Origin of the sequence: Staphylococcus pasteuri (assembly GCF_003970495.1) — a bacterium.
Lineage (GTDB): Bacteria > Bacillota > Bacilli > Staphylococcales > Staphylococcaceae > Staphylococcus > Staphylococcus pasteuri.
On record NZ_RXWW01000091.1, the window covers coordinates 101,920 to 124,457 of the forward strand.

At 31.1% G+C, this 22,538-nt stretch carries 24 protein-coding genes; 6 read left to right on the plus strand and 18 right to left on the minus strand.

Translation table 11 applies throughout. From position 1 onward, the window contains the following. Positions 1 to 380, plus strand: a 380-nt coding sequence (locus tag CD121_RS11785; RefSeq protein WP_218957803.1) for an LPXTG cell wall anchor domain-containing protein, incomplete at its 5' end; no start/stop codon positions are given. 160 nt (positions 381 to 540) lie between these two features. Then, a complete protein-coding gene (locus tag CD121_RS11790) occupies positions 541 to 3,153 on the plus strand; it encodes an NEAT domain-containing protein (protein ID WP_126568380.1) in 2,613 nt (870 codons plus the stop codon). Positions 3,154 to 3,211: 58 nt separating this feature from the next. On the opposite strand, the gene rpmF is transcribed toward CD121_RS11790, so the two are convergent. Both rpmF and CD121_RS11805 read right to left on the minus strand, forming a co-directional pair. Continuing rightward, entirely contained in the window at positions 3,212 to 3,385 is a 174-nt protein-coding gene (gene rpmF / locus CD121_RS11795) for a 50S ribosomal protein L32 (RefSeq protein ID WP_017637655.1), read from the minus strand. A 78-nt stretch (positions 3,386 to 3,463) separates the two neighbouring features. After that, positions 3,464 to 4,024, minus strand: a complete 561-nt coding sequence (locus CD121_RS11805) for a YceD family protein (RefSeq protein ID WP_017637656.1) — start codon at positions 4,022 to 4,024, stop codon at positions 3,464 to 3,466. A gap of 126 nt (positions 4,025 to 4,150) precedes the next feature. Between CD121_RS11805 and CD121_RS11810 the strand changes: the two genes are divergently transcribed. Beyond that, positions 4,151 to 5,293: a nucleotidyltransferase gene (locus CD121_RS11810; protein WP_017637657.1), complete on the plus strand. Its 1,143-nt coding sequence runs from the start codon at positions 4,151 to 4,153 to the stop codon at positions 5,291 to 5,293. Between the two features lie 59 nt (positions 5,294 to 5,352). Here CD121_RS11810 and coaD read toward each other — a convergent pair whose 3' ends face one another. Further along, positions 5,353 to 5,838 carry a pantetheine-phosphate adenylyltransferase gene (coaD, locus tag CD121_RS11815; RefSeq protein ID WP_017637658.1) on the minus strand — a complete coding sequence of 162 codons (486 nt, stop codon included), beginning with the start codon at positions 5,836 to 5,838 and terminating at the stop codon, positions 5,353 to 5,355. A 1-nt stretch (position 5,839) separates the two neighbouring features. Continuing rightward, positions 5,840 to 6,382 (minus strand): 16S rRNA (guanine(966)-N(2))-methyltransferase RsmD, encoded by a 543-nt coding sequence (rsmD, locus tag CD121_RS11820; protein ID WP_126568383.1) that lies wholly within the window; start codon positions 6,380 to 6,382, stop codon positions 5,840 to 5,842. 68 nt (positions 6,383 to 6,450) lie between these two features. Between rsmD and CD121_RS11825 the strand changes: the two genes are divergently transcribed. Further along, positions 6,451 to 6,840 carry a DUF7147 family protein gene (locus tag CD121_RS11825; RefSeq protein WP_046466570.1) on the plus strand — a complete coding sequence of 130 codons (390 nt, stop codon included), beginning with the start codon at positions 6,451 to 6,453 and terminating at the stop codon, positions 6,838 to 6,840. Between the two features lie 26 nt (positions 6,841 to 6,866). Here CD121_RS11825 and CD121_RS11830 read toward each other — a convergent pair whose 3' ends face one another. Further along, positions 6,867 to 7,118 (minus strand): YlbG family protein, encoded by a 252-nt coding sequence (locus tag CD121_RS11830; protein WP_017637661.1) that lies wholly within the window; start codon positions 7,116 to 7,118, stop codon positions 6,867 to 6,869. Positions 7,119 to 7,388: 270 nt separating this feature from the next. Between CD121_RS11830 and CD121_RS11835 the strand changes: the two genes are divergently transcribed. Then, entirely contained in the window at positions 7,389 to 8,309 is a 921-nt protein-coding gene (locus CD121_RS11835; RefSeq protein WP_029055507.1) for a lysophosphatidylglycerol phospholipase D, read from the plus strand. Positions 8,310 to 8,382: 73 nt separating this feature from the next. Here the strand turns inward: CD121_RS11835 and hisIE are convergent, their stop codons facing one another. The 12 genes from hisIE to cyoE form a co-directional block, all read right to left on the minus strand. Then, positions 8,383 to 9,012 carry a bifunctional phosphoribosyl-AMP cyclohydrolase/phosphoribosyl-ATP diphosphatase HisIE gene (gene hisIE, locus CD121_RS11840; RefSeq protein ID WP_126568386.1) on the minus strand — a complete coding sequence of 210 codons (630 nt, stop codon included), beginning with the start codon at positions 9,010 to 9,012 and terminating at the stop codon, positions 8,383 to 8,385. Next, the gene (hisF, locus tag CD121_RS11845; protein WP_029055508.1) at positions 9,009 to 9,767 is read right to left on the minus strand and encodes an imidazole glycerol phosphate synthase subunit HisF; all 759 of its coding nucleotides are present in this window, start codon (positions 9,765 to 9,767) and stop codon (positions 9,009 to 9,011) included. The genes hisIE and hisF overlap by 4 nt, the downstream gene beginning before the upstream one ends. Then, positions 9,764 to 10,468, minus strand: a complete 705-nt coding sequence (gene hisA, locus CD121_RS11850; protein WP_029055509.1) for a 1-(5-phosphoribosyl)-5-((5-phosphoribosylamino)methylideneamino)imidazole-4-carboxamide isomerase — start codon at positions 10,466 to 10,468, stop codon at positions 9,764 to 9,766. Before hisA ends, hisF begins: the two co-directional genes overlap by 4 nt. Beyond that, positions 10,461 to 11,039 (minus strand): imidazole glycerol phosphate synthase subunit HisH, encoded by a 579-nt coding sequence (gene hisH / locus CD121_RS11855; protein WP_029055510.1) that lies wholly within the window; start codon positions 11,037 to 11,039, stop codon positions 10,461 to 10,463. The genes hisA and hisH overlap by 8 nt, the downstream gene beginning before the upstream one ends. Beyond that, positions 11,036 to 11,614 carry an imidazoleglycerol-phosphate dehydratase HisB gene (hisB, locus tag CD121_RS11860; protein ID WP_126568389.1) on the minus strand — a complete coding sequence of 193 codons (579 nt, stop codon included), beginning with the start codon at positions 11,612 to 11,614 and terminating at the stop codon, positions 11,036 to 11,038. Before hisB ends, hisH begins: the two co-directional genes overlap by 4 nt. A 59-nt stretch (positions 11,615 to 11,673) precedes the next feature. Beyond that, positions 11,674 to 12,912, minus strand: coding sequence for a histidinol dehydrogenase (gene hisD / locus CD121_RS11865; RefSeq protein ID WP_126568391.1), 1,239 nt, complete (start codon positions 12,910 to 12,912; stop codon positions 11,674 to 11,676). Continuing rightward, entirely contained in the window at positions 12,905 to 13,519 is a 615-nt protein-coding gene (gene hisG, locus CD121_RS11870) for an ATP phosphoribosyltransferase (RefSeq protein WP_126568394.1), read from the minus strand. Before hisG ends, hisD begins: the two co-directional genes overlap by 8 nt. A gap of 30 nt (positions 13,520 to 13,549) precedes the next feature. Then, positions 13,550 to 14,368, minus strand: a complete 819-nt coding sequence (locus CD121_RS11875; protein WP_046466563.1) for an ATP phosphoribosyltransferase regulatory subunit — start codon at positions 14,366 to 14,368, stop codon at positions 13,550 to 13,552. 246 nt (positions 14,369 to 14,614) lie between these two features. Next, positions 14,615 to 15,049: a YlbF/YmcA family competence regulator gene (locus CD121_RS11880; protein ID WP_017637670.1), complete on the minus strand. Its 435-nt coding sequence runs from the start codon at positions 15,047 to 15,049 to the stop codon at positions 14,615 to 14,617. A gap of 19 nt (positions 15,050 to 15,068) precedes the next feature. Further along, on the minus strand, positions 15,069 to 16,112 hold the full coding sequence (locus CD121_RS11885) for a CAP-associated domain-containing protein (RefSeq protein WP_108000467.1): 1,044 nt from the start codon (positions 16,110 to 16,112) through the stop codon (positions 15,069 to 15,071). Positions 16,113 to 16,308: 196 nt separating this feature from the next. Next, entirely contained in the window at positions 16,309 to 16,770 is a 462-nt protein-coding gene (locus CD121_RS11890) for a DUF420 domain-containing protein (RefSeq protein ID WP_029055516.1), read from the minus strand. 27 nt (positions 16,771 to 16,797) lie between these two features. Beyond that, positions 16,798 to 17,709: a heme o synthase gene (gene cyoE, locus CD121_RS11895; RefSeq protein WP_126568397.1), complete on the minus strand. Its 912-nt coding sequence runs from the start codon at positions 17,707 to 17,709 to the stop codon at positions 16,798 to 16,800. A 246-nt stretch (positions 17,710 to 17,955) separates the two neighbouring features. On the opposite strand from cyoE, the gene CD121_RS11900 reads away from it, so the two are divergent. Further along, the gene (locus CD121_RS11900) at positions 17,956 to 18,873 is read left to right on the plus strand and encodes a COX15/CtaA family protein (protein ID WP_017637674.1); all 918 of its coding nucleotides are present in this window, start codon (positions 17,956 to 17,958) and stop codon (positions 18,871 to 18,873) included. A 54-nt stretch (positions 18,874 to 18,927) separates the two neighbouring features. On the opposite strand, the gene CD121_RS11905 is transcribed toward CD121_RS11900, so the two are convergent. Further along, positions 18,928 to 22,380 carry a pyruvate carboxylase gene (locus tag CD121_RS11905; protein ID WP_185817765.1) on the minus strand — a complete coding sequence of 1,151 codons (3,453 nt, stop codon included), beginning with the start codon at positions 22,378 to 22,380 and terminating at the stop codon, positions 18,928 to 18,930. Positions 22,381 to 22,538: the final 158 nt, after the last annotated feature.

Genomic DNA, 22,538 nt, shown 5'->3' on the forward strand with positions numbered 1-22,538 from the left:
CTACTGGAGACAACAACAATGCACCTACTTCTCCAGCTACTGGGGACAACAATAATGTACCAACTACTCCAGCTGCTGGGGGCAATAATAATGATGGAACTAATACAAACACTGGTGACAATGTCGCTAAAGATGGTAAAGATGGTAAAGGTGGCAAAACAGGCAAAAAAGAAGATGAAGGTAAAGATAGCAAATCTAATCAAAATAACGGGGATAAAGATGCTAAAAACTCACAAAATAGCGACGACAACAAATCAAAAGAATTACCTGATACAGGTAAAGCAGCTTCACGTAGTTACTTCAATGAATTAGCTATGGCTACGATTGCCCTGTTCACTTCTATTACAATGTTTGTCTTCAGAAGAAAGCACTCTAAATAATCATAAAAAACCTATATTGAGAAGTTGATATCTCTCGGTATAGGTTTTATTATTTTTTTATAAAATGGATTGCAATATATTTATACTTTGAGTTACAATACATTTGAACGATTGATAATGATTATCAATCTGTATTAAAACTATAGGAGTTGTTTACAACATGAACAAACATCAACAGCATAACTTCCCAAAATTAAGGTCTTTTTATTCAATACGTAAATCTACACTTGGTGTAGCCTCGATAGTAGTAAGTACACTATTCATTTTTACTTCTCATGGACAAGCCCAGGCTGCCGAAAATTCTAATGACAATAATGTACAAAATCAATCGGCATCTACGGCGAATTCTGATCAATCAAACCAATCTCAACCTGTAACTCAACCGGTTGAAAATAATAATCAAACACAAACAACGAATCAGCCTACTGCCTACCCTGCAGCGGATCAGTCTATAAAAGATGCTATTAAAAACCCTGCAGTTGAAAACCAACCTCATGACATTGGTCCAAGAGAGACAGTCAATTTCCAACTATTTGATCAAAATAATGAAACACAATATTATCACTATTTTAGTATTAAGAACCCTGCTGATGTCTATTACACAAAAACTAAAGCACGCGTTGAACTTGACCTTGATACAGGTTCAACTTGGAAGAAATTTGAAGTTTATGAAGGAAACACAAAACTTCCTGTTAACTTAGTGTCTTATAATCCAGACACAGATCATGCATATATTCGTTTCCCTGTGACTGATGGTACACAAGAACTTAAAATTGTATCGTCTACACAAATTGATAATGAACCTGAAACAAATTATGATTATACAAAATTAGAATTCGCTCGACCTATTTATAATGACCCATCACTCGTTTTAAATGATAATAGCAGTAATGATTCTTTAGAAAATACTACTGACAATACAACACCAACAAACACTTACAACAATACAGATAATAATGTAAATTCAACATCAAATAATAACGATGTAAACTCAACAATTGATAATAATCAAAGCGTTAGTAATCAAACTAATAATAGTCAAAATCAACCAAATGAAAACCAATCTGTAGATACAACACCAAATAATAATCAATCAAATATTACAGATAATAATAATCAAAATGATGACACTCAAAATCAAACTGCAGATACAACACCAAATAATAACCAAAGTAATAATGAAGAAAATCAGTCACAAGCTAATGATACAGTCTATCCTCCTGCTGATGTATCAATAAAAGATGCTATTAAAAACCCTGCAGTATTAGATAAAGATCATAGTGCACCCGTTACACGACCTATTGATTTTGAAATGAAAAAAGAAGACGGTGACAGACAATTTTATCATTATGCAAGCACATTAGATCCAGCAACTGTGATATTTACTAAGTCTCAACCAGAAATTGAATTAGGATTAAAAACAGCACAAACATGGAGAAACTTTGAAATTTATGAAGGAGACAAAAAACTTCCTGTTACGCTCGTATCTTATGATTCAGATAAAGACTATGCTTATATCCGTTTCCCAGTTTCTGTAGGCACAAAAGAAGTTAAAATTGTATCATCTATTCAACTTGGTGAAAATAAAGTCGAAAATTATGATTATACTTTAATGGTTTTCAAACAACCGATAACTAATAATCCTAATGATTACAAAGATGATGAAACTTATACTGTAGATAAATTATTGGCACCATATCGCAAAGCTAAGACACTAGAAAGACAAGTATATGAATTAGAAAAGTTACAAAAAACTTTACCTGATAAATATAAAGAAGAATATAAATTCAAATTAGAAAAGACAAAAGCTGCTTTAAAACAACAAGTTCAATCAGCAATTGTTGAGTTTGAAAATGCAAAACCAACTAACGATCAATTAACGGATGTACATGATGCTAATTTTGTTGTATTTGAAAGTGAAGAAAATAATGAGTCAGTAATGGATGGATTTGTTGAACATCCTTTCCAAATTGGTACATTAAATGGTAAGCAATATGTAATTATGCGTACTAAAGAAGATAGTTATTGGAAAGACTTTATTGTCGAAGGTGAACGAGTGACAACTATTTCTAAAGATAAAGAAAAAAACACTAGAACATTAATTTTCCCTTATGACCCTAATAAAGCAGTTTACAACGCGATAGTTAAAGTCGTAGTATCTTCTATCGGTTACGATGGTCAATATCACGTAAGAATTATAAATAAAGATGTCCCAATTGAAGATACATCTTCTACAAATGTAGACAATCCAGTAATTGATGCTGAAAATAATCAAAATGACCCAACTACAACAACTAACAACGAAAACACTCAAATAACTGATGTAGTTAAAGATAACAACACTGATAATCAAACAGATGAAAATGTAGATAATAATGAATCAAATAGTGATAATACAACAATCCCTGATCATAATGTTGATGATATTGCAGATATTGTCGAAGATCACGATGTCGATAAAAACGAAAATAATGAAGTAACTCAAAAAGTTGATGAAGACAGTGATATAATAATACCTGAAAGTGTTAAAACAGATGAAGATATTGATAAAGAACATGTTAAGAAAAAAGGAACAACTGAAACCAAAACTGAGAGTAAAGATAATGTAAAAGATAGTGATAAACAAAAATCAAAAGAGCATGACATGAAAAAAACAACATCTCTTCCAGAAACTGGTCAATCTTCATCTCAAGGATTGACATGGTCATTATTGTTAGCGTTAACTGGTTTAACTTTTATCCTACCAAAGAGAATTAAACATTCTAAAAAATAATACAAAAAAATCCCGTCTGAAAATTAATTTCAGACGGGATTTTTAATAATATCTAAAATTATTTAGATACTACTTCTTCACCATTGTAAGAACCACAGTTTTTACATACGCGGTGAGTTAATTTGTATTCGCCACAACTTGGGCATTCTGTCATACCAGGTACTGACATTTTGAAATGAGTACGGCGTTTGTTTTTTCTAGTTTTAGACGTTCTTCTTTTAGGTACTGCCATGATTTATCCTCCTTAAAATTAAACACATAATTAAATGATATCAGTTTATTTAACAATATTATATCATTAATTAAACCGTTATTGTTCTTTATCGTATAATTGTTGTAATTTCTGAAGCCTTGGATCAACTTGATTACTATTTGAACCATCGTCTTCTTGATCTTGTTCTTGGACAAGTTCAACGAATTCATCTTCATCAATCACTTCCCAACCATTGCCTTCGGTTAACATTTGATCACTGTTGTCTGAATAAGCACGCATCGGTTTTTCGATGATAACTAAATCTTCAACAATATCTTTAATATTAATCATACCGTCAGTAGCTAGATGATAATGTTCATCCTGCTCTTCTTCATCGGTATAATAATCACTACCTTCTAAATCAAATATTTCAGAAGTTTCTACATCCAATGGCACTTCTACAGGAACTAAAGTACGAGCACACGGCATCGTATATGTCCCAGTGACATGTATGTCAGCAATAACTTCATTTGATTTGATAGTTAATTTACCGTCAACATTGATTTCAGAAAGATCAATGAGATCTAATGATTCTTTTAAATGCTCAAAATTCGCCGTTTGATTAAATTCAAAAGGCTTACCTTGATATTTTCTTAATTGTGTTATTGACCATTTCATATGGCTTCACCTCTAACAAGCACAAAATTTATTTTAACTTTCTCAGTATAATATGTCAAGATTTTTTCTTAACATACGTACTTCTGTTACAATACTAATAATGAATTCTGAAAGGAAGAAATGCAAATGAAAAGTGTTGGCTTGATTACTGAATATAATCCTTTCCATAATGGGCATCTATATCATGCTCAACAATCTAAAATAAATTCTCAAGCAGATGTTTCTGTTGCAATAATGAGTGGCAACTTTGTAATGCGTGGCGAACCAGCTATATTCAATAAATTCATTCGTACTCAAATGGCACTTTCTGGTGTTGATTTAGTTGTAGAATTACCTACTATCGCAAGTTTATCTTCTGGAGACTTCTTTGGAAAAATGGCTATTAAAGTAGCGAATTATATCGATATTAACACAATATCTTTTGGTAGTGAGCATGGTAATATAGTTGAGTTACAAAATGCAGTCAATCACGTGCTTGAATTAGAAAATAATCCTATATTCAAGTCCAAAATTAAAGAAGGTAAAAGTTATCCAAGAATTATCAGTGAACTGATTAAAGACCAACAAACTTTAAATATTTTACAATCACCTAACAACATCTTAAGTATAGGATATCTTAAAGCAATCCAGCAATATGCACCACATATTGAAGCAATGACGATTTACCGTGAGTCAGCACAACATCGTGATAACACAATAAAGCATCAACAATTTGCGAGTGGGTCTTCCATCCGCCAATCTTTAATCAATCAAGAAACTGATTGGTATAAAGTAGTACCTCAAAATATTAAATCACTGTATCAAAATCAAATGACTACAGTTGAAGATACTTTCCCTTACATCAAACATCAATTGTTAACACAAGACACTAATACTTTAAACACTATATATACTGTCAGTGAAGGGTTCGAAAACAGATTAAAAACAATCATCAAAGATGTCAATTCGTTTAAAGAATTACTAAGTAAAACGAAAACCAAACGATATACCTATACACATATACAACGTATCCTAATGAATATCCTGCTCAATATTCATCAACATGATATTACAAACGATATACGAGCAATTAGAATTTTAGGTATGAATGAACAAGGTCGCGCTTATTTAAAATATTTAAAGCAACAATATCCAGAACGGCATTTTATAACCAATATCAATAAATCTTCAGCAACATATTTCCCTATCGAAATTAAAGCAACAAATGTATACAACTTATTAAGCCAACAATCTCAAAATGATTTTAATACACCAGTGATTCAAACATAATTTAAGACCGTACTATCGATGATGACTATTAAAAGAGTCACATAGTACGGTCTGCTTTTTTATTTATAATATTTTTCTTTTAATGCTTCAGCAACATTAGGAGGTACAAATTCCGAAATGTCTGCTTTATAAGCTGCAACTTCCTTAACGATACTAGAACTAATAAATGAATAATTCGTACTAGTCATCATATACATAGTTTCAATATTATTATTCAACTTTTTATTCATTGATGTTAAGCGTAATTCATATTCAAAATCACTTACCGCACGTAATCCACGTACAATCGTTTTCGCACCGACTTGTTTGCAAAAATCTACTAATAAACCATTAAAATGATGTACTTCCACGTTGGAAAGATGTGCTACAGAGCCCCTAATTAAATCCATACGTTCTTCTATATTAAACGTGCCGCCTTTACTACTATTTTTCAAAACACAGACATGTATTTCGTCAAAACGATCTGCACTTCTTTCAATAATATCTAGATGACCGTATGTAATTGGATCGAAACTCCCGGGAATGACTGCTTTCGTCTTATTCATATTAATCTCCTTTTTCTAATAGCAATGTATCTGTCAAACCATAATGATATCTTTTTATTTCTTTAAACGGTGCACTTTGAATATGTTCTTCATTACTAAACTCACAGATGATAATACCATTTTCTTTAAGCAAATTAAACTCATTAATGCTTTTTAATGCTTCATCAATAAGACTTTTTTTATATGGCGGATCTAAAAATATGTAATCAAATTGAATCTCTCTTTTAGCTAAAGCTTTTAACGCACGATCAGCATTATTTTTATATACTTCAGATTGTGCTAATAAATCAAGTTGCTTAAGGTTTGATTTAATCACTTTAACTGCTTTAAAATTTTGATCGACAAAGATTACTTTATCCATACCTCGAGATAATGCTTCAATCCCTAATGCGCCGCTTCCAGCGAATAAATCCAAAGCTATACCTGATACTTCATGTAAACTATTAAAGATGCCTTCTTTAACTTTATCCATAGTTGGCCTAGTATTTCGACCTTCCAAACTTTCTAATGCCTTACTTTTATGTATTCCCGCAATGACACGCATCACTTTCACACTTCCATTTCACAATATAATTTAATATAATTTGGGATAAAAGGAGATTGATTAAACAAATGAAACAATCATTTATTGTTTTAGGTGAGGGTTTAACAGATTTATTCGAATTCACCACTCTCATCGACTACAACCATACTAGAATTGATAAAATAATCTATTTTCATTCCCCACAAACTGAAAAGCAATTATCATCAGTAGCTATCATTATGCAACCGACTGAAGGTAATTATTTCCAAGCAATGTATATGATGATTAACGCATTAAAATATCCATATCCAAATAGTAATAAGAAATTTGACATGATTAACCAGAAAGCAGAGGCATATGATATCCCAGTATTAGGTATAGATGTTCAACCTCCAGAAGCTTTCCATGACAATGACTTATATTTTAACTATTTAATTAGCGTTTTACGATTACAACGTTGGATACCACCATTACAATAGGAAACACATTTCTTAACGAACACGAGTTATATGACTTCGTGTTTTTCTTTTTCATACGTTTTCTTTAAAAATTTGTATGGTGAACCATCTATATGTTGAACATATTTTAATTTCATTAGTTTATTAACGACATCGTCCGCTTCACTTTCATTAACATACATGATAACGAATTTACGTTGACGATTAGAATGAACGATGTGTCCATATTTTCTAATTTGTCTTTCATGTTTGATATGTTTTAAATAAACAATAAGGCTCACTCTTTGAACTAAATTCATCTTTGCTCACTCCATTTAATATACACAGTTTTTATCATATCATGAGTTTAAATTTTATGAAATAACAATCACTTCCATATATTCCATCCCTATTTATATTATTCTATTAAATCAAAACCAATCTTCATAATGGGATATTCCTATACTTAATTCGTCAAGTAAATATTTGTCTATAAAAAATAAAATAATATTCCGTTCTTCACGCACTTCATTTTTCAAATATGAAGGATATCTGTTAATATAACTTTAATACCTAAAGGAGGATATCAAATGGTTAAACTAAATAAGTGGTTCATTAATGGTTCATTCGCAATTGCAAGTATTGTTGGAAGTGTGATTTATGTAAATAAAAATAAAAAACCACGTGAAATTAATGCAATCCCTCCATTTTTCACAGGTGTAGCACCATATTTATTTGCGCATAGAGGCGGCATGGCTGTTAGACCTGAACAAACAAAGCTTGCATTTGATAATGCAGTACAATATGGCGTAGATGGATTCGAAACAGATGTAAGGCTCACTAAAGATAAGGAACTTATCGTATTCCATGATGCAACTGTTGATAGAACAACTAACGGTTCAGGTAAAGTAAGTGAACATACTTTAGAAGAATTAAGAAAATTAGACGCTGGATATTATTTCACAGATATAAATCGTCAATATCCATTTCGTGGACATGAAGATGCTAAAATTTTAACATTTGAGGAACTTTTAGAGCTTTATCCAGAGATGTATATTAATGTTGATTTGAAAGATCATCCAAACAGTTATGAAGGTTCTATTGCACCTGAAGTCATTTATCATCAAATTGTTAAACATCATGCAGAACATCGTGTATTAGTAACAAGTTTCCATAAAGAACAAATTGAACGCTTTGATCAATTAAGTAAAGGTACTGTAGCAATTGGTGCGAGTCAAAACGAAGTAGCAGATGCGTTTATTAAGTTTAATACGTTTAGAGGACATAAATTCCATCCGAAAGCTAATACTTTCCAAATGCCAACCGAATTTAAAGGAATCAAGCTTACTTCTTCTAGATTTATTAAATGGTTAAAAGTATTAAATATTGTACCAGGATTTTATGGCATTAATAGTATTGATTTAATGACAGATTTATACCAAAAAGGTGTGCATACACTTGTAACAGATCGACCTGATTTAGCACAACAATTTAAAGAGACATTAAAATAATAAATAGCAAAAATCCTTAACGAATAATCACCTTTTCGTTAAGGATTTTTACTTTTACAGACACCGATGTGTATTACCAATTTTCTATAGAATCTCTTTCACCTTTAAAATTGTTACTTTTATGATGACGTTGTTCTAATACGTTTTCAATTTCTGTAAAAGAAATATTTAATGAATGTAATAAGACAAATAAATGATATATTAAATCCGCCGCCTCGTTGATAACTTCTTTATTATCGTTTTTCATAGCTCCTATTACAACTTCAAATGATTCTTCTCCAAATTTCTTAGTTATTTTTTCTATACCTTGTTCTAACAAATAATTGGTATAAGACTGAGATTGATTAGTTCTAGATCGTTCTTTTATTGTATGTTCCAATAATTGAACTGCAAAATGTGTCTTTGTACTAAAACAGCTTTGATTCCCAGTATGACATGTTGGACCATTAGGAATAACTTCGATTAGTATTGCATCATTATCACAATCTGTATGTATCGTAACGACTTGTTGCGTATGCCCCGATGATTCCCCTTTAGTCCACAATCTTTGTTTAGACCTTGAATAAAAAGTTACTACGTTCTCTTCCATTGTTTTATTAAATGCTTCTTCGTTCATAAACCCGAGCATTAATACTTGCTTCGTTACATAATGTTGTAATATGACCGGTACTAAACCTTTACTAAAATCTACTGTGACTGTCATCTTACTGGCACACCACCTTTTCTTAATGTGTGCTTAATATCAGCTACTGTATATGTTTTACTATGTAAAATACTAGCAGCTAAACCGGCAGATACATCTGTTTCTTTAAATAAGTCTAGAAAATGTTGAGGATTTCCACCACCACCTGAAGCAATGATTGGTATATTCACCTTTGATTTAATATCTGATAAATGTTCAATATCAAAGCCAGTTTTCATACCATCGTGATGGATACTGGTTACAAGTAATTCTCCAGCACCAAGTTCTTCAACTTGTTGAATCCAATCATATACTCTTATAGAGGTTAATTGTTTACCTCCATGTGTAGTACAAAAATAGTCATTTTGTTCCGCACTATAATAACTATCAATAGCAATACAAATACATTGACTTCCAAATTTTTGGCTAGCTTCTTTAATTAAATTAGGATTTTGAAGTGCACTAGAATTTAATGACACTTTATCTGCTCCATGATTAAGTAATTGCGAAATATCATCTAAAGTTTGAATACCGCCTCCAACAGTCAATGGTATAAACAATTGTTTAGAAATGGTTTCGATAACTTCCAACATTAAGTCATGTCCTTTTTCAGTTTTAGAAATATCTAAAAATACAAGTTCATCTGCTCCCGCTTCATTATAGTATTGTGCTAATTCAAGTGGACTACCTATATCGATTAATCCCTTAAATTGTATCCCTTTAACAACACGCCCATCTTTAACATCTAAACAAGGAATGATTCTTTTTTTAATCAAGATAACCCCTCCCAAAAACTGGGATTATGTGCAGCTTTACCGATAATCGCAGCATAAACACCCAATTTTTCAAATTGGTTTAAATCTTCTTGATTTCTAATACCTCCAGAAGCAATAATACTTAATTCAGTTTGTTGTACTAATTGTCTTGTTAATTCAAAATTAGGACCAGCTAACTTCCCATCTTTTGAAATATCAGTATAGATGATGCCACCTAAAGGTAAATGATTCACTTGTTTAACAACATCAAACAAATTGAGTTGTGTATCTTCTAGCCAACCATTAATCTTTATATCTTGTTTGTATGCATCTATAGACAAATAAATCTTTTTAGGAAATAGATATGACATTCTTTCCAACCAAGTTAAATCTTGAATACCTTTAGTTCCAACTATGCAGTAATCTATACCTATATCAAAATAATGATTTAAAGTTTCTTGTGATCGAATCCCTCCACCTACTTCTATAGGTTTTTGAGATAATGATCTTAGCTTTTTAATATAATGACATTCTTGAGTTTGCTTTAATTTTGCTCCTATAAGATCCACAATATGTATACGTGAAACACAATCAAATTGATTATAAAATTGGATGCTTTCCTCAGCTGTCATTGTCATTTGCTCTTTAGATTCATATTTACCTTCAGTTAGTCTTACACTCGTTGAGTCAATCAAATCGATTGCCGGCCATATGTTAATCATTTATAAAACCGCCTTTCAATGCTTGATTTAAAATTGCCAATCCTTGTTCACCACTTTTTTCAGGATGGAATTGTATTCCTATACAATTGTTATATTGTACTACTGCAGGAATTTGACACTCATAATCTGCATATGCAACAACATGATTATTCATTATCGCTTGATAAGAATGTATAAAGTACACATCACATTGAAGTAATTGATGATCACTTTTCAATAAATTCCAACCTAAATGCGGGATAGGTTGTGTTGTATGGATTGGCACTATTCGTCCAGGTATCAGTCCTAGTCCTTCTACATTACCTTCCTCACTATATTCAAATAACAATTGCATTCCTAAGCAAATACCAATGATAGGTTGGTTTTTAATTTGGTTTAAGATAGTGTCTAATCTTTTATTTTTAATTTCTGTCATTCCATCTTTAAAATGTCCAACACCAGGTAATACAACTGCATCTGCCTTATAAATAATACTTTCGTTGTTGGTCAATATTGTCTCGTAGCCTAAGAATTCAATTGCTTTTTTCAAGCTATTAATATTGCCTAGACCGTAATCAACTATAGCTATCATTCAATCACACCTTTAGACGAAGGTATTACAAATTCAAGAGTTGGTGTTAATGCCTCTTGTAATGATTTAGCAAAAGATTTAAATAAAGCTTCAATTTCATGATGGGTATTTCCACCTCTAATTAAGTCCATATGCACAGTTAACCTCGCATTAATAATAAGTGCTCTAAAAAATTCTTCTACTAATTCTGTATCAAAATGACCTACTTTTTCTTTACTTAATTGAACATTAAATGAAAAATATGGACGGCCACTAATATCAATTACAGTTCTTGCTAACGTTTCATCCATAGGTATATAACTTGTACCATATCTTTTAAAGCTTTGCTGAGTCTTAACCATTTCCAATATCAACTGTCCTAAAACTATACCAATGTCTTCTGTCATATGATGATCATCAACATATGTATCTCCTTTAGCTTCAATTTGTAATGATAAGCCACTATGAAAAGCAAAAAGTGTTAACATATGATCTAAAAATCCTACGCCTGTATGTATATTGGATTTTTCCTTTTCTTTACTTATAGCAATTGAAATAGAAGTTTCAGCGGTTTGACGTGATTTTTGATAGTTCATTGAACTTCCTCCTTGTTGTTAATTCTGAAAATCACTTTTAAATATGGCTTTACCATATGTCAATGTCGAATATGTATTGATTGTTGATGATTATTAAGTGATTCTACACATGCTAACCTTTCTGCAGAATATGCTACCTTTTTAAAAGTTGATTTTGATAGATTAATCACACTGTGACGTGTCATAAAGTCATTAACTGATAAACCATTCGAAAATCTAGCAGTTTGGTTTGTTGGTAAAACATGACTTGGTCCAGCAATATAATCACCAATTGCTTCTGGAGCATAATGCCCTAAAAATAATGCACCTACAAATTTGATTTGATCAATAAACTGTTCTGGATGTTTAGTTTGAATGGATGCATGTTCAGGTGCAATTTTATTCAAAATATGACAGGCCTCTTCCATATCACTTACTTCAATTAAGTAATGATGATTGGCTATACTTTTGGACACTATAGAATGACGATCTATTGTTTTTAATTTATTATCAATATTTAACTGAAGTTGTTGTAATATTTGAGCATTGTCGCTAATAACAAATGTACGAGCCATTTCATCATGTTCAGCTTGAGCAAAAATATCATATGTAATGGCGTCAATTTGAGCAGTCTCATCAATAATCATAGCTAATTCAGTAGGGCCGGCAATTTGATCAATGCCTACATCTCCATAAACATATTTTTTTGCAAGCACAACATACTGATTACCTGGACCAACTATTTTATCAACAGGTTTAATAGTTTCTGTACCATATGTAAGCGCCGCTATACTTTGTGCACCTCCAACTTGATAGACATGATTTACGCCAGTTAAGTGACAGGCAGCTAAAACTTCTTTAGAAACGCCATTTGTTTTTGGAGGTGTCACAACAACAATCTCTTCAACGTTCGCGACTTGTGCAAGTGTAGCCGTCATTAGAACAGTAGAAGGATAGCTTGCTTTACCACCTGGAACATATATCCCAACGCGTTCTATTGGATGGTAAACTTCATAACATTCTCCCTTTTTAGTAGAGGAATACTTTATCTTTTCTTGATATGATTTAATCCTTTCATAGCTTTGGTGTAACGCATTAAGTGTATCTTTATTTAATTCATCATAGGCCTTTTGTATGTCTTGCTTTGAAATTTCTAGAGATGTTGTGTCTACATGATCAAAAGTTAAATTATACTTTTTCAACGCTGCATCACCATTGACTTTAACATCATCACAAATATTTTTAACTAACGGGTATAAGGACTCATCTAATGATTGATTGTTAAAATAAAGTTCTAAAAATTGTTGTGCTTTAAGCATTTATCATCTGCACCCCTAACATATTAATAAATGATTCTATTTCTTCACCCTTTTTAAAATACTGTGTTCTATTTGTAATCAATCTTGCCGAAATATCAGTGATTTTTTCTTTTTCAACAAGACCATTTGCTTTTAATGTAGTACCTGTTTGAACAATATCAATAATTCCATCTACCATTCCTACAATGCAAGCGAGTTCTATTGAACCACTTAATTTTACAATTTCAATATCTATTCCTTTGTTTTTAAAATAACGTGAAGTTGTTTGAACATAACTCGTAGCAATTTTTTTATAATCATTCGTAACAGGTTTAGCTGCTAAGGAAAAATGACAGTGTCCAAATGGTAAGTCGCATAAATTATTAATATTATATTTATTTTCATTTAAGATATCACTACCTACAATACCTATATCTGCAATGCCTTGTTCCACGTATATTGGCACATCACTTCCCTTTACTATAATAAAATCAATACCATCTATCGTAACTAATAATTGACGTTGTCTATGCTTTAGTCCATTTGATAATAAAAATAGTTGTTCTGCCTCTAAATATTTGATAAAACTTTCTAATAATCTCCCTTTTGCTAAAGCCACTCTAATCATATTGTCACCCCTATTCTTTGAATATGCTGATTATAAAGTTAAAGCCATACCGTATCCTTGGAGGTCACCAGAGTAAAATCCACCAGTTAGTATGCTAGTATCATGTTTATTTAAATAACATCTGATAAAAACACCTTTATAATAAGATCTTGATGGTTGTGCCGAAATATCTAAATGAATATTGGTCAAACCTTGTTTGATTAGTTGCTCTTCCCAACTTTTTAACGTAAGTAATGTTTGAGATGATTGGTCCAAATATTGACTTAATTTTGATAATTGATGACGTGTGCTTTCTGATAGTAATTTTAAGATAGGATGATTATGCGGTAATTGATGTTTTAATCCCGATAGATTTCTCTCTTCAATCATGTTTTTAATAACTAAAGTTCTATATTTTTCTTCTAATAATTCATTCAATAATTGATAATGACCTAAAATAATTAGCTGAATATCATCTTTTAAATACGTTTTAATAAAATGGTAGAAATCATTAAAACTATCATTGAATTGATTATATATAGGCAAATAATTCTCGATACCTATTTGTGATATGACCTCATTATTTCTGACAATAGGTCCAGAATAAGCAACTTTCTTAAAATCTGTTGGAAATATTGAATGATAACGTAGTAATTGATCAGTAAAATCGTGTCTTAAACTATAAATGTGATTGTTATTTTGCCAAAAATTCCTTTCTTTCATTTGTAATAAGTCCTCTTTCGTCAAATGACTCCAATCTAATTTTTCAATTAAATCTATATCTACAAGTTTGTAATTTTTATTTGAAAAGTACTTTAAGAATGCTAATTCAATTTCTTTTATTTTTATTATCTGATTTTGCTTATTCATACTCTACCTCCTTTACTTCTGACTTTAATGCTTTACTGTAGTAAAGTTATAGTTGTATTATAAGTTACCATAAAGACAAATAATAAACAATGTTTATTCATAATTTTCTGATAATTAAAATTAATATGATCTCCATCTTTAAACATAAGGGTTTATATGAATTAAAAAACTCCCCAAATATTGAGTTTAATCAATATTGGAGAGATATCTTGTATGTTTTATAAATTTGGTAAAATTTAAATCATTTTATAAAGAACAGTTACATGATCCACCTGAAGCACAACCTTGTGCAGTCGTTTGAAAAAATGGATTGCCTGTATCAATTTTTACATTATCTGAAACAGCTAAAGCAATTTTACTAATAACTTCATCAATTAAATTCTGTAATGCTACTTCTTTTGACTTATAGTCCATTACCACTGGTAACATTTCATATGCTCGTTTACGTTGGCGTGTTTCCATCATAATTGTCTTATAGTCAGGATGATATCTACCAAATCGCATTACATCGTCGTATTGATCTTTGGTCTTTAGGAAAGCCGAATATAATAAGTGTGCTTCATCATTTTGGTTTAATAATTCTTTCGCTTTAATATATTCATCATAAATTTCTGAATTAACTATCATATCTGATAAGGCTTCGACGTCATCTAAAATTGACAATGTTTCTTCATTTATCATTTGTCATTCTACCCTTCATTTATTTTTCTAAGAAAATTAACGAATAATAATCTTTCATTACTTCTCCGCCCATTTCTTCATATTTCGTATTTAACATTCTAGAGCGATGAATATCGGAGTTCATCCAACTATGGATTAATGTTGGGACATCATCAAAGTCGTAACCCACATTCTGACTTGTCGATTTATAACTAACATCTCTTTCATCTAATTGTTGTTTTAAAGCATTTTCAGTAAATTCTACTGAGTCAGAACCACTTTTAGTCGCGTCAAATAAATTTATTGAAGCAATATGTGCAATATCATTATTTACCTTTAACGGTTTTAATCCCTTTAGTTTTCTCATTTCATTAGTTACCTCATAAAGTGTCACTAATTGATTTGTATTTTGTTCGTAAGGTATATCTTTATTTTTTAAATTCGCTGTAGAATGAGATTCATTCGTTTTATATGGTTGCAATGTAGCTAATGCATCTTTATCTAAAAAGCGTATTGCCATGATTTTATTCGTTTGTTGGTCTGAATAAACTTGCGCATATATATTACCATATTTAATTAAAGTTTGTGTTTTTAAATCTTCATCTGATAATTCAAATTCATATTTTTTATTATTTGATTTGATTGTAGGTTCGGGATTGATGCTTGTATTTTCGAATATTTTTGAATTGCTTTCATTTATATGTAAAGGGTTAATATGAGCATCTTTTCCAGTTGCATAAACAGATTTTATTTTATTGTCTTTTACACTGACAATGTAATATTGATTTGTTTTCTTGAATACATAATTTTTATAGCCATCTTTATATGGATATGTTCGGTTAGCTTGACCGTATTTTTTGGTAAGTTGATCAATGTCCTTACCAATCCATGTTCCTACACCATTTTTAGGTTTTGGATTTTCTATATTTTTATTTGAATTTTTGAATTGTTCCGTTCTATCACTTTTTTGGCTTTTATTTGGATTTTCTAATACATCAAATTTTAGCCGTGGTGAGTAAAATAAATAGATTAGAAATGATACTAAAAAAACAACTCCTAAAATTCGTATAACTAATTTTTTCATCTTTCACCCACCTTAACTGAATTATTACTATTGTACATAATTACTTATTTCATAATCAAGATAAGTCTATTGTTATTTCTAGAATTACGAAGCACAATTTTACAAAATGGTGTCTTACATTGGATTAGATTCTTAATATAAAAAAACTGATAAAACTATACAGAAAGTTTTATCAGTCACAATCTTATTTATTCGATTATAAACCTAAAGTAGCTTTAATTAATGATGTTGTTTCTCCACCTGGATACAAGATGTATAACAGTACATAAACTGCTACACCAGTAATCGCTGTGAAAAACCATATTACTGAAGCAATAGGTCCAATTTTTCTATGAATTTTAAATTTCTCTTTAAAAGCTAATACAATTTGTATTATTCCTAAAATCCCACCAATTGTTGCTAAGTTAATATGGAAAATTAAGAAAATAGTATAATAAATTTTAACACTATCTGGTCCACCGAATGCGGTATTACCAATAAAGATTGTTCTACTAGCATAAATAATAAAGAATGTTGCGGCAAAAACGGCAGCCCATAACATTACTTTTTTATGCTGATCAATTTGTCTTTTCCAAATAAGTCTCCATCCAATTGCCACTAATATCGCACTAATGACAATACACGAAGTACTTATTGTAGGTAAAATAGGTACGTTCATATGTTTCATCCTTACTTAATTTTGTATTTATATCATTTTAATAAGTGATACGACTACAACGAGTACGAAAAATACTACTAAATAGTTTAATGAGTAAATAAACATTTTAGTTGCCCATTTGTTTTGATCAGTATTCTTTTTAAATGATGTAAAAGCTAGTGCCATCCACCCTAAATTTAATAAAGTAGCTAAAACAATAAATGTTGTGCCTAAACTAGATAACATAAAGGGAAGTGGTAATAGTAATACTAACCAAATAAACATGCTTACTCGTGTTCTATTGAATCCTTTTACAGATGGTAACATTGGAATATTAGCTAATGAATATTCATCACTACGTTTAATTGCTAACGCATAAAAATGTATTGGTTGCCAACAAAATACTACTAAAAATAGTGCTATTACTGCAACACTTATTGATCCATCTATAGCTACCCAACCAATTAAAGGCGGTACAGCTCCAGGGAAACTACCTACAACTGTATTCCAAGTCGTATGTCGTTTTGACCAGATTGAATAATATGATACGTATCCTATGATACCAAATAATCCTAAAACACCTGATGGTATATTTAATAAAAATAAACAACCTTCACCTATTAACATCATACCAAAGCTTAAAATTAATAAGTGCTTATCTGAAATTCTATCATTTACAGTGGGTCTATTCTGTTTACTAGGCATAATTTGATCTATGTCTTGATCATAATAATTATTAAGTGCACATGCGCCACCCATTATTAATGTAGAACCTATAATCATTAATAAAATTTGAGGTATTGACGATAGGAAGGAGTGATTTGTCATTACAACAGCCAACCAAGAACCAGCAAATGCAGGGATTAAATTCCCTTGAACAAGGCCCATTTTAATAATCTGTTGTAATTCTTTAAATGTCACTTGGCCCGTTTCCTGTGACAATGTTTGTTCTTTACTCATAATTCCCCTCCTAGAATTTTTTCATATAATACAATGATATAGCAAATAGTCATAAAAGACTAGGTTTTAAAAAATTAAATTGTGACACTTTAACGACATTCCAAATAGTTGATTTTGTAACGTAATTAAAAATGGTATTATTGATATAATGTAAAAGAAAAATATATACGTTAAAATAAATTACAAAATGTCCATTTTTAATGAGAATAGTTGTTAGATTTTATTTTAATGATGGGGTGTTTATCATTGTTTAGAAAAGGAAACCTTAAATGGTTAAGTGTCTTAGCAACAATTATTATGACATTCGTACAATTAGGTGGTGCGCTAGTAACTAAAACTGGTTCGGAAGATGGTTGTGGTTCATCGTGGCCGTTATGTAATGGAGCACTTCTTCCACAAAACTTACCAATACAAACAATTATTGAATTAAGCCATAGAGCAGTTTCAGGACTTTCATTAATTGTCGTAATATGGCTAGTCATTACCGCTTGGAAACACATAGGGTATATAAAAGAAATTAAACCATTATCTATCATAAGTATAGGTTTCTTATTATTACAAGCCTTAGTTGGTGCTGCTGCTGTAATCTGGCAACAAAATGCATATGTATTAGCATTACATTTTGGAATCTCTTTAGTTAGCTTTTCATCAGTATTTTTAATGACATTAATTATTTTCTCAATTGATCAAAAGTATGAAGCTGACGAATTAATGATTCAAAAACCATTACGTACGTTAACATGGTTAATGGCAATCATCGTATATTTAACTATATACACTGGTGCTTTAGTAAGACATACTAAATCAAGTCTAGCATATGGTGCTTGGCCAGTACCTTTTGATGATATTGTTCCACATAATGTACATGACTGGGTTCAATTTGCACACCGTGGTATGGCATTTATTACTTTTATGTGGATTATGATTACGTTTATTCATGCAATTAAAAACTATAGTGATAATCGTACTGTAAGATATGGCTATACAGCTGCATTTATTTTAGTTATTTTACAAGTAGTAACTGGTGCTTTATCTGTTATTACTAATGTAAATTTATTTATTGCATTGTTGCATGCTTTATTTATTACTTACCTATTCGGTATGATTGCTTATTTCATCTTATTAATGTTGAGAACGACAAGAAGTCTTAAAAACAAAGCTTAATTATAAAGCCGAAACATTCTTGAATATTGAATGTTTCGGCTTTTTTAATATTTATTAAGATGGATCTTTTTCTAATTCAATTAATAAATCTCCTGTAGCTATAGCATCTCCATTCGATACTGTGATTTGTTTTATAGTACCGTCAAATGGTGCTTGTACCGTTGTTTCCATTTTCATTGCTTCTGTAATGAGTAAAGCTTGATTTGCTTTCACTTTATCTCCAACAGCTACCTTCACTTCTGTGACAGAACCTGGCATTTGTGCCCCAATATGATTTGGATTGGTTTTGTCTGCTTTTGGTTTTACATTTACATTAGCTTTTACACTTTCATCTTTAATATAAATGCGTCTTGCTTGTCCATTCATTGCATAGTAAATTGTTCGTTGCCCATTTTCATCGGGTTCGCTAATTGTTTCTAGTTTAATAATCAATCGTTTACCAGTATCAATTTCTATTTCAACTGTTTCACCGTTTCTCATACCGAATAAAAATGTTGGTGTATCTAACAATGATAGGTCCCCAAATTGTTCCTTAGTAGCAATAAATTGTTTATAGACTTTAGGATATAGGACATAGCTAATGATATCTTGTTCTGTTACTTCTGTATTTTGAATGTTTGCTAATTCTTTTCTGACTTCTTCAAAATCAACAGATTCTAAATATTCTCCAGGTCTATTTTCCAATGGCTTTTGACCTTTAAGTATGACTTTTTGCAACTGTGGATTAAATCCATTTACTGGTTGCCCAATTTCTCCTTTAAAGAAGGATACTACAGATTCTGGGAAATCTAATTTATGTCCTTGATTAATGATATCATCTTCATTTAAATCATTTTGAACCATGAATAGTGCCATATCTCCTACTACTTTAGAAGAAGGTGTTACTTTAACGATATCTCCAAATAGGAAATTAACACGACGATACATATCTTTTACTTCATCAAAACGTTCACCTAGACCAAGACTTTTAGCTTGTTGGCTTAGATTAGAATATTGTCCACCTGGCATTTCGTGTTGATATATTTCTGTATTCGGTGACTTAATATCACTTTCAAAATCTGTATAATATGGACGAACTGTAGCCCAGTAATGACTAATTTCTTCAAGTCCTTCTATATCTGTTCTCAAGTTACGTGGGAATCCATTTAACGCATAATACAATGAATTGGCACTTGGTTGACTTGTCAAACCACTCATTGATGCTACAGCAGTATCAATAATATCTACGCCAGCATCTATCGCTTGTTTATATGTTAGTAAACCATTGCCACTTGTATCATGAGTATGCAAATGTATAGGTAAATTAACCGCTGCACGTAAATGACCGATTAGTTCATATGCTGCTTTCGGTTTTAATAATCCTGCCATATCTTTAATAGCTAAAATATGGAAACCTTCTCTTTCTAATTCTTTAGCTAATTTGACATAATAATCAAGTGTATAAATATTTGATCTTTCTGAGTTTAAAATATCACCAGTATAACAAATTGTTCCTTCAGAAATTTTACCAGCTTGTTGTACCGCTTCATTCGCTACTTTCATTTGATCAATCCAGTTTAAAGAATCAAAAATTCTAAAAACATCGACACCAGCTTCTGCACTTTCTTTTACAAATTTTTGTATTACATTATCTGGATAATTTTTATATCCTACTGCATTTGAAGCACGTAATAACATTTGGAATAAAACATTGGGAATAGCTTTACGTAGACGTTCTAGACGTTCCCATGGATTTTCTTTCAGGAAATTATACGCTACATCAAATGTAGCACCGCCCCACATTTCTAATGAAAAACTATCTTTAAATACTTCTGCAGTTTTAGATGCAATATTTAACATATCTTTTGTTCTTACTCGAGTAGCTAATAAAGACTGATGTGCATCTCTGAAAGTAGTATCTGTAATGAGTACATCATCTTGTTCTCGTACCCATTTCGCTACTCCGTTTGGACCTTGTTGATCTAGTAACTGTTTCGTTCCTGAAAATGTATCTACCTTTGCTTGTGATACTTTAGGAATAGAAGCCGTTTCATATAACGGTTTAGGTCGCTTTTCAACATTAGGAAATCCATTAATTGTTACATTCCCAATATATTCAAGTGTCTTTGTTCCTCTATCTAATGTTGGTTGAATGTTAAATAATTCTGGTGTTTCTTCTATAAATTTAGTAGTATAATCTCCACTTCTAAACTGGTCATTTCTCATAACATTAATTAAAAATGGAATATTGGTTTTAACCCCACGAATTCTCATTTCTCTTAAAGAACGTTCCATCTTTTCTTCTGCTTGTTTAAATGACATAGCATGTGTAGATAGTTTTACTAATAAAGAATCATAATACGGTGATATTTCGGCACCTTGGAAACCATCACCTGCATCTAATCGTACACCAAAGCCTCCACTTGATCGATATGCAATAATGGTTCCTGAATCAGGCATAAAGTCATTTAAAGGATCTTCAGTAGTAATACGACATTGAATTGCATATCCTAATGTTTGAATATCTTCTTGCTTTGGCATACCAACTTCTTGGCTAAATAATTCGCAACCGTCTGCAACTAATATTTGCGTTTTAACGATATCTATTCCAGTTATCATCTCAGTTATCGTATGTTCTACTTGCACACGAGGGTTAACTTCAATAAAGTAAAATTCATTCCCAGACACTAAAAATTCGACCGTTCCTGCATTAACGTAATTAATATGTGACATCAATTGGATTGCCGCATCACATATTTCTAAGCGTAATGATTCAGGTAACCCTACAGAAGGTGCTACCTCCACTACCTTTTGATGACGTCTTTGAACCGAACAATCACGTTCATATAAATGAACAAGATTACCATATTCATCACCGATAACTTGTACTTCTATATGTTTAGGATTATCGATGTAGCGTTCGATATAAATTTCGCTATTACCAAATGATTTTTCAGCTTCTGATTTAGCGCGATGAAATGCATCTTCTAATTCACTGGCTTCACGAACAATTCGCATTCCTTTACCGCCACCGCCACTTGTAGCCTTAATCATTAACGGATATCCAGCCTGACTTGCAAAGGCCTTTGCCGCTTCAAAGCTTTCAATAGGTCCATCTGTACCTGGTATCACAGGTAAGTTAGCTTTAAGTGCAGTTGTTCTTGCTTTAACTTTATCACCAAACATATCTAAGTGTTCTAGATGAGGTCCAATAAATTTAATGCCTTCTTCAGCACATCTACGTGCAAATTGTTCATTTTCACTTAAAAAACCGTATCCTGGATGTATAGCATCAACATTTGCTCTTTTAGCTACTTCTATAATTCTTTCGATATTTAAATAACTTTCTGCTGGTCCTAAATCACTACCTACTAAATAAGATTCATCTGCCTTATATCTATGTAATGATGATTTATCCTCATTAGAATAAATTGCTACTGTACTAATATTCAACTCTGCTGCTGCCCTAAAAATTCTGATAGCAATTTCACCACGATTGGCTACTAATAACTTCTTGATGTGTTTCAAGAGTAAAAACACCCCTTTTAAATATTTAGAATTTTCTAACTACTTATATATTAAAATTTTATCCTATATAGCAATTATTTTCTATAGTTAATATATATTAGTCATAATTCTTTAACTTAAGTGTCATAAAACCAAAACAAATTATTTTATTTTAATGA